11 protein-coding genes are annotated in these 9,579 nt (G+C 55.5%); all 11 read left to right on the top strand.

The window, feature by feature from the left end; all coding sequences use genetic code 11:
* The first annotated feature begins 118 nt into the window (after window positions 1-118).
* The 11 genes from QZ292_RS07775 (at window position 119) to QZ292_RS07725 (ending at window position 9,443) form a co-directional block, all read left to right on the top strand.
* Window positions 119-718 carry a TetR/AcrR family transcriptional regulator gene (locus QZ292_RS07775; RefSeq protein ID WP_294600223.1) on the top strand — a complete coding sequence of 200 codons (600 nt, stop codon included), beginning with the start codon at window positions 119-121 and terminating at the stop codon, window positions 716-718.
* An 8-nt stretch (window positions 719-726) separates the two neighbouring features.
* Window positions 727-1,452 (top strand): TetR/AcrR family transcriptional regulator, encoded by a 726-nt coding sequence (locus tag QZ292_RS07770; protein ID WP_294600219.1) that lies wholly within the window; start codon window positions 727-729, stop codon window positions 1,450-1,452.
* 209 nt (window positions 1,453-1,661) lie between these two features.
* Window positions 1,662-2,912, top strand: coding sequence for a 6-bladed beta-propeller (locus QZ292_RS07765; protein ID WP_294600217.1), 1,251 nt, complete (start codon window positions 1,662-1,664; stop codon window positions 2,910-2,912).
* 194 nt (window positions 2,913-3,106) lie between these two features.
* Window positions 3,107-3,361, top strand: coding sequence for a hypothetical protein (locus QZ292_RS07760; RefSeq protein ID WP_294600215.1), 255 nt, complete (start codon window positions 3,107-3,109; stop codon window positions 3,359-3,361).
* 62 nt (window positions 3,362-3,423) lie between these two features.
* Complete coding sequence (locus QZ292_RS07755; protein ID WP_294600213.1) at window positions 3,424-4,485, top strand: 6-bladed beta-propeller; 1,062 nt, start codon at window positions 3,424-3,426, stop codon at window positions 4,483-4,485.
* A 37-nt stretch (window positions 4,486-4,522) separates the two neighbouring features.
* Window positions 4,523-4,726 (top strand): hypothetical protein, encoded by a 204-nt coding sequence (locus QZ292_RS07750; protein ID WP_294600210.1) that lies wholly within the window; start codon window positions 4,523-4,525, stop codon window positions 4,724-4,726.
* A 21-nt stretch (window positions 4,727-4,747) separates the two neighbouring features.
* On the top strand, window positions 4,748-5,791 hold the full coding sequence (locus QZ292_RS07745) for a BF3164 family lipoprotein (RefSeq protein WP_294600208.1): 1,044 nt from the start codon (window positions 4,748-4,750) through the stop codon (window positions 5,789-5,791).
* A gap of 102 nt (window positions 5,792-5,893) precedes the next feature.
* Entirely contained in the window at window positions 5,894-7,378 is a 1,485-nt protein-coding gene (gene proS / locus QZ292_RS07740) for a proline--tRNA ligase (protein ID WP_294600205.1), read from the top strand.
* A 206-nt stretch (window positions 7,379-7,584) separates the two neighbouring features.
* On the top strand, window positions 7,585-8,796 hold the full coding sequence (locus QZ292_RS07735; RefSeq protein WP_294600202.1) for a S41 family peptidase: 1,212 nt from the start codon (window positions 7,585-7,587) through the stop codon (window positions 8,794-8,796).
* Window positions 8,797-8,802: 6 nt separating this feature from the next.
* The gene (locus tag QZ292_RS07730; RefSeq protein ID WP_294600200.1) at window positions 8,803-9,129 is read left to right on the top strand and encodes an Ig-like domain-containing protein; all 327 of its coding nucleotides are present in this window, start codon (window positions 8,803-8,805) and stop codon (window positions 9,127-9,129) included.
* Between the two features lie 77 nt (window positions 9,130-9,206).
* A complete protein-coding gene (locus QZ292_RS07725; protein ID WP_294600198.1) occupies window positions 9,207-9,443 on the top strand; it encodes a hypothetical protein in 237 nt (78 codons plus the stop codon).
* The last annotated feature ends 136 nt before the right edge of the window (window positions 9,444-9,579 follow it).

The following is a 9,579-nucleotide window of genomic DNA, read 5'->3' as shown; positions in this document are numbered from 1 at the left end:
TCCCCGCCGTGCCGAGCCCGACCTCTCCCTCCTGCAGGACATCCGCCTCGACCTCCCCGACCGCAGCCGGACGACCGGCCGCCGTTCCGGGCACTCCACCCGCGAACTGATCATCGCCATGGCCAACGAAGTCATCAACCGCACCGGCATCGTCGATTTCCGGATCGAGACCGTCGCCCGCGCCCTGAACCTCAGCCCCGGCAACATCACCTACCACTTCCCCAAAAAGGAAGACATCATCGCCGCCATCTGGGAACAATACGAGACCGCCATGCGGGCGACCCTCTCCGAGATCATCACTCCGTTTCTCGACATCAAACAGCTCTACCTCTACTTCCGCGTCGTCGCCTCCAAAGCCATCGCTTATGTCGGCGTGACCGCCTACTACTTCGGCGACATCGGCGTGCTGCGCCGCGAACACGACACCTTCGCCCGGTGGATGGAATCCAACCGCGCCTGGATGTACGACTGCTACGACCGGCTGGCCGAAAACGGATGCCTCCGTCCGATCGGCGACCCCCGTCTCCGCGAACTGATCTTCGCCTCCCAGACCACCCTCCTGCGCTGGTGGATCAACGCCGTATTCGCCAGCGAAGGCGGCGAACACCTCGAAGAAGCGATGAACCGCTACGTCTCGCTCTCCCTCATGCAGCTTCTGCCATACCTCACCGACGAAGGGAGACGGCAGTTCCGCAACATCGCCAACCAGATAAAATAGACGATCCCATGGCCGTAATGAAAAAAGAAAAACACCCGGCGGCACAGGCCATCGTCCCGTCCGGCCTCTCCTCGGAACCCTCGACCCGCGACACGATTCTGGATCGCTCGCTCGAACTGATCAACGAAAGCGGCATGGTCGATTTCCGGATCGACACCCTCGCCCGCTCGCTGGGCCTGAGCCCCGGCAACATCACCTACCACTTCTCGCGCAAAGAGGACATCTGCCTGGCCCTGTGGGATCGCTACCTCACGGAGAGCAACCACCTCGACCGTTCGCTGACCACCCTGCTCGACCTCCGGCAATACTACCTCCTCAACCGGCTCCACATCCGCCTCGACTACCGCTACCGGGGCGTCGTGATGTTCCGCAGCTCCGACCTCGGCGCCATGACCCGCGACCGCGAGGTGAACCTCGCCGACGAAGCACGCCATCTGGCCTTTTGCCGCCGTGCCATGCAGTTTCTGTCCCGGAACGGCTACCTCCGGAAAGAGGCCTCTCGCCAGCAGCTCGAAGACATCCACACCTGCCATTATGTATTGACCCGCTGGTGCCTCAACTACGGCTATCAGGCCTACGGCGCCGACGAAGTGGCCGGCCGTGTGGACGATCTCGCCCTTTTGTCCCTCCACGCCCTTTATCCCGCGCTGAGCGACAAAGGCATCGCCGAATTTACCGAGATTATGGAGCGGGTATCCGCCGATGATTTTTTGGGCGATCCATCGTTGCAGTAGGCGTTGCCCGAAATTTTATATACCGTATTTTTCGACAGGGGACTCGCCGCGAGTCCCCTGTTTTTCTGTCCGGCGGCGTGAAAACATTGGGAATTTCGCCCTAATTGCCTATATTTGAAAAGATAAATCGGCCGTTAAGAGGCATTCGTTAGTCGATACGACAAACCTGATTTTATCGGCACGATCGGCACTTTTTGTAACAAATATTAATGAAGGCGAAATACTCGTTTTTTGTACAGGCGGCTACGGTGGTTACCGTAGCCCTGTTTTTAGGTTGCCGTGTCCGGCCCGACGCGCCGACGGCGCGAATTTCGGCAAAGATCGCGCCCGAGCAGGCGGAACAAAATCTCTCCGATTGGTTCGACCGGGCCGAAATAATCGAGCTGAAAGGAATCCAGCTGGCCAATGTACAGCAGGTAATTATTCAGGATACGATGCTGATCGTCCGGGCTCAGGCAGCCAACGGGTGGATTCATGTTTTCGGCAGGTCGGGGCAATACCTCGGTAGCCTGCTGCCCAAAGGCAAAGGGCCGCGCGAGGCGATCAACGTCGCGCAAGTCTCGATCGTTCCGGACAAGAGCCATACGGTAGCCGTGCTGGCTAATTTCGGACGTCATATTATGCTGTGCTCGCTGGATTCGATGCAGGCAGTCCGGAAAATAACGCTGCCGGAAAACGTCTCCGGGGCGGTGCAGATGGCGGCGATGGAGGGGGACAGATATATGCTCTACAAGGACTACTTTTTTACGGACGGTCCGGAGTTCAAGCTCAATCTATACGACGCCGCCACGGAGAGCGTTGTGGGACAATATCTGCCGTTGGACAAAGATGTCGCGCGTTTTTTGGCCTTCTCGCAGCGGAACAACCTCTACCGGACGCAACAGGGAGACATCCGGTTCTACGAGACGTTCGGGCCGGGGATTTTCGAGTACGATCCGCACCGGGATTCGGTGTCGCTGTACCTTCGTTTCGACAAGGGAGAGTACGAATTTCCGCAGACATTGCTGGAGGACGGGTATGCCGATCTGGATGCCTTTCTGGATGTATGTCTGGATCAACAGAGATATATCTGGGCGCACGTAAACTGTTATGAGACCAGGAACCTGGTGCTGTCGCTCTACACGTATAAAAAGGCGAATTACCTGAATATCATCGACAAGCGGACAGGCGTTTCGGTCTCGATGCCTTCGGTGCGGGACGACCTGGTGACCGATGCCTCGATAACCCCCTACAGAGCCCTCCCGATCGGGGCGGATGACAGGCATTGCATCTTGGTAGCAGAGCCGTGGGAGCTGATCCAGACAATGAATGACAAACAGCAGGCCGGTGCACTGGAAGCATATAAGACTCGATTTCCTGAATTTTCCCGATTCATCGGAGGGCTGGATCCGGATGCCAATCCGGTGCTCATTATTTTATCGGAATGCGAACCGGAGGCCTCGAACGAAGAACAACGATGAGACACAAAAGAATTTAGTGCATCAAAGTATATAACGTTGGCTGCTGGCGTCGTAGTTGTTTTTAAATTCTTTTGCGAATAAAATAATTCGATAAAATATTGTCGTTTTCGATTCTTTGAATTATATTTGAGGTGTGATTTCTCCGAAGATGTGCGGGGAGACGCAATTTTTAGTTACCTTTAATTTTTGAAGTCATGAAGAAAATGACCAAAATTCTGTTGGCTGCCGGTGGTGCAGCTCTGATTTGCGGTGGGTCGGTGATGACCTACCTTAAAGCGCAAATCCCGATGTCTATTCAGGAAGAATTGACCCTTGCCAACCTCGAAGCGATGGCTGACATTGAAGAGGATGTTCTTGATCTACAAAACCAAAGAAAATGGTATGTAAAGAAACTCGATAAAGAGGGTTCAATAGATTGTATTTCTGGGGGAAACAGACGCTGCAAATGATACAGAAAGATTCCCTTACCTTTGTGAGGGAATCTTTTTGTTTTAATTCAATGACAATCACGATGAGACCCTTTTTTCTCAGCCTTTGGGGATTACTTCTGGTCGCCTGCGGCAGCAAGCCGCAGCAGACCGCCTCGGAGCAGATCACCATCGACTTCGACGCCCCCGAGCCCACCCGGAAGATCGAGAGAGTCGTCCCGCTCGAAACGACCTCCGAATCGCTTTACGGTCGGTTCTTCCGGGTGCGGACGACCGACACCCATATCTTCGTGCAGGACATGCAGCAGATTCTGGTCTTCGACACGGACGGAAAATACCTCTCGAAAATAGACCGCGTAGGCCACGGGCCGCAGGAGTATATCACCATCTCCCACTTCTGGCCTTACAAAGACGAACTATACGTAGTGGCCGGTCGAAACGAAAAAATTCTGGTCTACTCTTTTTCCGGTCAATATTTGAGAAGTATCGACGTAGGTTTTCAGGAAGACGCCATAGCGGTCATGGAAGACTATATAGCCTCCCAGTCTACGTATAACGAAGCCGGGACATTGGTCGTTACCGACCGTGACGGAAAAATTCGGTATGAGACCATTGCGCCCATTCTGCCCATGACTACATTTACCGTAAGTTCCATCTTTCCATTCACCGAAGCCCGAGGTCAACTTTACTACTTTCCTGATTTCGCCTCGGACATCTACACCGTGGGGGCCGACTCCTCGGACGTAAAACGCATTCACCTCGATTTCGGGCCGCATACCGTAACGGCGGAATATATAAGTACTTTGGGAGATTGGGACGACGTTGATCCGGACGAACAAATGGCCGCCGATCATAAAGTTTGTTTCCCGAGCTTTTTCCCGGGCAACCGTTGGTGGGGCATGACCTTTTCGTTGAGCGATAAGGAGTACACTTGGTACTACGAGCCGTCGACCGGCGCCCAGCGCATTACCGCTGCCGAAGGGACGATTGCCGTGAAGCCGATCGCCTGCGCCACGGAAGAGGGTTTCGTCGCCTCGGTAGACGCCGCCCGTTTTCTGGAAGACCCGCAGTACGCTTCCTGGCGCGACAGCGTGCAGGTCGACGAAAACGACAACGCCGTCTTAATCTTCTACACCGTCGAATAGATCGGTCGCACACATTACCAAAAAAGCACAATCCCCGATGTCGGCGCAGGAGGAACTGACCTTCGCCAACCTCGAAGCGATGGCTTTGGATTTAGATGAAGACTTGGATCAAAAACCGGGATTAGGAGGTTGCGATAACTTTAACGGTTATCGCCGTATTAAAGAGGGGAACGAACGTATCTATGACTGCTGTTATGTTGTAGTGATCGGACACGGGAAAGAAGACTGCAAACGCTGGTAGTCCATCTATTCTATTTCAGAAATGAACGGAAAAATCCTATTGGGAGGCCTCATCGGATGTCTGACCGTAGCTTGCGGAAGATCGACTGAAACGATGCTCGCCCGCGAGAAAGTATTCGAACGCAGCGCGCAACTGACGGCCGATTCGGTGCCTCTGCCTTATCTGGTGCACCCTTTCCGGTGGTATGCGCAGGGTGACCGGATGTGGCTGCTCGACAGCCATGCCGACCACTTCGGTCACCTGTTTTCGTTGCCGGAATTGCAACCTCTCTGCCGATTCGGACGGCAAGGCCGCGGGCCCGGCGAATACCTCAGTCCCGGACTGGCCTGCATGCAGCGAGAAGACGAAACCGCCCTCTTCGAGCCCATGCCCAACCGGCTCTGCCTCTATCGGCAACGAGACGATACGGTGGTTCCGCTCCGGACCCTGCAGTTTCCTGTCTGGATGGAGGCGCGCGCGTTGCCCAAAGCCTACTCGCGCCTTTGGCAGACCCGGGATTCGACCCTGTATGTCGGGATTTCGTTTCCTCCGCGCTTTCCGGAGGTCGACCTGCTCGACATGAACGTTCCCGAAGTCCGGGCCGCCCTGTCGTTTCCACTGACCGGTTCGGACGAAGCCGGATCGTATCCTTATCTTTTTACGGCCGCATACTGCCGAGGGAAACTCGTGCTCGCCTATCAGTACATCGACCGCATCGAAGTGTACGATGTCGGTCGTGACGGTTTCCGGCTCGATTACGTGCTCGGCACCGGCCAGCCACAGGAAGAACTCTCCATCCGTAACGAAGACGACCGGATGATCCGCCACTACACCGCCGTTCAGTGTGACGGAGAGCGGATCTATGCACTTTATCAAGGCTATCCCGACGGCGCATTCGGCAGCGACGACATCCTTTCAACCCTTGAAATCTACCGTTCAAAGGATGGAGCGGGCGAACTCCGTGCGGATCTGGGCCGCCGGATCGACGACATCGCCCTCGACACCGCTCGGCATACCTTGTACGGTTACAGCGCCGTGTGCGACTCCGCCCAGTTCTACACCTTCGACCTCGCGGGTCTGCGTTAGCGCATATCTTCTGCCATGCAACCCTCCGCCTCCTCCGCTGCGCGATAGAGCTCAGCGGAGGATTTTTTGTATCTTTGTCCATCCGAAAAAACGAACGAACCCATGGCAAAAGAGCTCAAAGACCTCACCTCACGCGAAGAGGACTACAGCAAATGGTATAACGAACTGGTCGTCAAAGCCGGCCTCGCCGAGAACTCCGCCGTCCGCGGCTGCATGGTCATCAAACCCTACGGCTACGCCATCTGGGAGAAGATGCAGCGCGCCCTCGACGACATGTTCAAAGCCACCGGCCACGTCAACGCCTACTTCCCCCTCTTCATCCCCAAATCCTTCTTCTCCAAAGAAGCCCACCACGTCGAAGGGTTCGCCAAAGAGTGCGCCGTCGTGACCCACTACCGGCTCAAGAACGACCCCGACGGGAAAGGAGTTATTGTCGACCCCGACGCCAAACTCGAAGAAGAACTCATCGTCCGGCCGACATCGGAAACCATTATCTGGAACACCTATAAGAACTGGATCCAGTCCTACCGCGACCTCCCCATCCTCTGCAACCAGTGGGCCAACGTCGTCCGTTGGGAGATGCGCACCCGCCTCTTCCTGCGCACCGCCGAATTCCTCTGGCAGGAAGGCCACACCGCCCACGCCACCAAAGAAGAAGCCATCGCGGAAGCCCGGAAGATGATCGGCGTCTACCGCGATTTTGCAGAACAATGGCTCGCCCTGCCCGTCATCGTAGGGCACAAGAGCGACAGCGAACGCTTCGCCGGCGCCGACGACACCCTCACCATCGAAGCCCTCATGCAAGACGGCAAAGCCTTGCAGAGCGGGACATCCCACTTCCTCGGCCAGAACTTCGCCAAAGCCTTCGACGTCCAGTTCGTCAACAAAGAAGGGAAAATGGACTACGTCTGGGCCACCTCCTGGGGCGTCTCCACCCGCCTGATGGGCGCCCTCATCATGGCCCACTCCGACAACAACGGCCTCGTGCTGCCGCCTAAACTGGCACCTATCCAGGTCGTCATGGTACCTATATATAAAGGAGCCGACGAACTGCGCGCCATCGTCGACAAGATGGAGCAGATCGCCGCCGAGCTGAAAGCCAAAGGCATCAGCGTCAAGATCGACGACCGCGACAACGTGCGCAGCGGCTTCAAATTCGCCGAATACGAACTCAAAGGCGTCCCCGTGCGCCTCGCCATCGGGCCGCGAGATTTGGCAAACGGGACCATCGAACTCGCCCGGCGCGACACCCTCACCAAAGAGAGCGTCCCCGCAGCAGGCATCGCCGACCGCATCGAAAAACTGCTGGAAGACATTCAGCAGGGGATCTATGACAAGGCGTTGAAATTCCGCGACTCCATGATCACCAAAGTGGACACCTACGACGAATTCAAACGCGTACTCGAAGAGAAAGGCGGCTTCCTCCTCGCCCACTGGGACGGTACTCCCGAGACCGAAGAGCTCATAAAGAACGAGACCAAAGCTACCATCCGCTGCATCCCCGTCGACGCACCAGAGGAAGAGGGGACTTGTATCGTCAGCGGCAAACCCTCCCACCGGCGCGTCCTCTTCGCCAAAGCCTACTGATTAGAGGGAGCCTCGATATACATAGAGGGGCCCACTGTCAAATTATTGGACGGGCGCTGTCTAAAATTTAGACAGCGCCCGTCCAGTTTTGTTTCGGTATCGTCTTGTACCTCATGCAGTTAATCGGTATGGCATCATATTTGGAATGAGAAAAGGAGATCCGAAGATCGGTTTTCAAACGTCTTAATACCAAACATCTCAAATCTATGAAATCTACAGGATTCGGAAAAGCCTTGTCGGCGATCGTTTTCAGCGTCGCGAGCCTTCTCTGCCCGGCCCAAAACCGGTTCACCGCCGAGCAGAAAGAGCAGGACTTCGAGTACCTCTACCAGACCCTGAAAGAGAACTATCCTTACTTCGGCGTGCTCCAGCGTCAGACCGGTCGCGACTGGCTCGCAGGCCACGACCGCTATCTGCAGCTGGTTCGCGAAAGCGCCGACGACAAGTCGTTCGCTAAAGCCTTGCAGGCTATCATGCGTGAGCTCGGCAACGGTCACGCTTACGTCGTCGGTCCGCATATGTTCGACGAGCTGTCCCGGATTTACCACGAGGCTGCCGTCAGCCCGGGGAAAGAGAATAAGCGGTACCGCCGCTGGGCGGCCACATATGACCGAGCCGCACCCTATTACGATTACCTGAAGGAGCTATACGGCGTCAAACCGGCCGCCGGCGGAACCGAGGGCGAGGCCCCTTCCGGCTACGACCCGGCCCGGAATCTCTCTTTGGATATGCTCGGCGGCGGAAAGATCGGCGTGCTGACCATCAATTCGTTCGCGAACCCCGCTGGCGACAGCGCTCTGCTGATGTGCCTGCTCGATTCCGTACAGTCATGCGATCACCTGATCCTCGACCTGCGGAAGAACAGCGGCGGCAACGACCAATATTGGGACCATCATATCATGCCCCGCCTGATCTCCCGAAGCTACGCGTGGAGCGGGCCTTCCGTGCTTCGCCGCGGCCCTGTTGCCGGTACCTGGTACGAACAGAAATTCCACGGTTTCGGGAAAGTGGCCTCCCTTCCGAACCTGCCTCCCGAAGTGACTCCGGAAGACTTTGCCGTCGTCATGGATAAGAAAGTGATCCGCCCGAACGGGAAACCTCGTTTCAAGGGTAAAGTGTGGTTGTTCGTGAGTCCCGGAGTCTTCTCCTCGTCTGAATCTTTCGCCGCTTTCACCAAGGCGACCGGCTGGGCTACGGTAGCCGGTACGCGTACCGGCGGCGACGGCATCGGTGCCGACCCCATTCCGATGATGCTTCCCCATAGCGGTTTTCTGGTCATCTTTCCGGCTTGGGGCGGTCTGAATCCCGACGGCAGCTTCAATTTCGAAGCCCGGACGACGCCCGATGTCGAGATTACCGGCGCCAGCCGTTCCGAGGCATTGGCCAATCTGGTGCATTATATCGATCCGACGGTCTAGGCTCCTTTGGCTGCGGCGCCTCACGTGGTGAGCGTCTCGCCGTTCCCGAACGGCGCGCAGGATGTCGATCCTTCGGTGAAGGCGATCACATTTCGTTTCAGCGAGCCGATGCACGGGTTCAGTTTCAGTTACGGCCCCCTCGGCGAAAAAGCCTTTCCCGAGTTTGTCAAAGAGAAAAGCGGCTATTCGGCCGACGGTATGGAACTGACCCTGTCGGTGAAGCTGAAGCCCGATACGGAATATCAGATCCGAGTACTCGAAGATCTCTCGCTTCGCAATCAGGCGGGGGTATCGGTCGAAGGTTACCTGTTGCAGTTCAGAACGCGAAAATAATTTTCCGAGTTTATAACGCAGATAATCAGCAGGTTGTTAAAAATATTGAAAAAATATTTCAGAAAAAGTTTGCAGGAATGAAAAAGGTCGTTACCTTTGCATCCGCAATCGAGAAAAACAGATCGCCCGCACACTTGCGAAAAACAAGCTGCGAAAAAAAAAGTGAAAAAGTTTTTGGTCGATTGAAAAACTTGACATACCTTTGTAATCCCTTTCGCCCGATTCGGGAGCGAGGGCTTGAAAAAGAGAAGAGATATGAACCTTCGGGTTTCAGTTCTTTGAATTACTGTGAAAAGTTAAATGATAATTTGTAGTGTAGTACAATTTGTCAATTCCTGATTCCGGCGCCGCGAGGCGAACCGGAACGAGAAAAATCGGTCGGGACACTCGAAAAATTGATTTTTACAATGGAGAGTTTGATCCTGGCTCAGGATAAACGCTAGCGGCAGG

The sequence above is a fragment of the uncultured Rikenella sp. genome (assembly GCF_910577125.1).
GTDB lineage: Bacteria > Bacteroidota > Bacteroidia > Bacteroidales > Rikenellaceae > Rikenella.
The sequence above is the reverse complement of the archived record's forward strand: the minus strand, read 5'-3'. Positions and strand labels throughout refer to the sequence as shown.

Excerpts from the sequence above, each read along its gene's own strand:
- QZ292_RS07770 (WP_294600219.1), top strand. The coding sequence starts at position 727 with ATGGCCGTAATGAAAAAAGAAAAACACCCGGCGGCACAGGCCATCGTC.
- QZ292_RS07725 (WP_294600198.1), top strand. The coding sequence starts at position 9,207 with ATGAAAAAGGTCGTTACCTTTGCATCCGCAATCGAGAAAAACAGATCG.
- QZ292_RS07750 (WP_294600210.1), top strand. The coding sequence starts at position 4,523 with ATGTCGGCGCAGGAGGAACTGACCTTCGCCAACCTCGAAGCGATGGCT.
- QZ292_RS07775 (WP_294600223.1), top strand. The coding sequence starts at position 119 with ATGGCCAACGAAGTCATCAACCGCACCGGCATCGTCGATTTCCGGATC.
- QZ292_RS07765 (WP_294600217.1), top strand. The coding sequence starts at position 1,662 with ATGAAGGCGAAATACTCGTTTTTTGTACAGGCGGCTACGGTGGTTACC.
- QZ292_RS07755 (WP_294600213.1), top strand. The coding sequence starts at position 3,424 with ATGAGACCCTTTTTTCTCAGCCTTTGGGGATTACTTCTGGTCGCCTGC.
- QZ292_RS07760 (WP_294600215.1), top strand. The coding sequence starts at position 3,107 with ATGAAGAAAATGACCAAAATTCTGTTGGCTGCCGGTGGTGCAGCTCTG.
- proS (WP_294600205.1), top strand. The coding sequence starts at position 5,894 with ATGGCAAAAGAGCTCAAAGACCTCACCTCACGCGAAGAGGACTACAGC.
- QZ292_RS07745 (WP_294600208.1), top strand. The coding sequence starts at position 4,748 with ATGAACGGAAAAATCCTATTGGGAGGCCTCATCGGATGTCTGACCGTA.
- QZ292_RS07735 (WP_294600202.1), top strand. The coding sequence starts at position 7,585 with ATGAAATCTACAGGATTCGGAAAAGCCTTGTCGGCGATCGTTTTCAGC.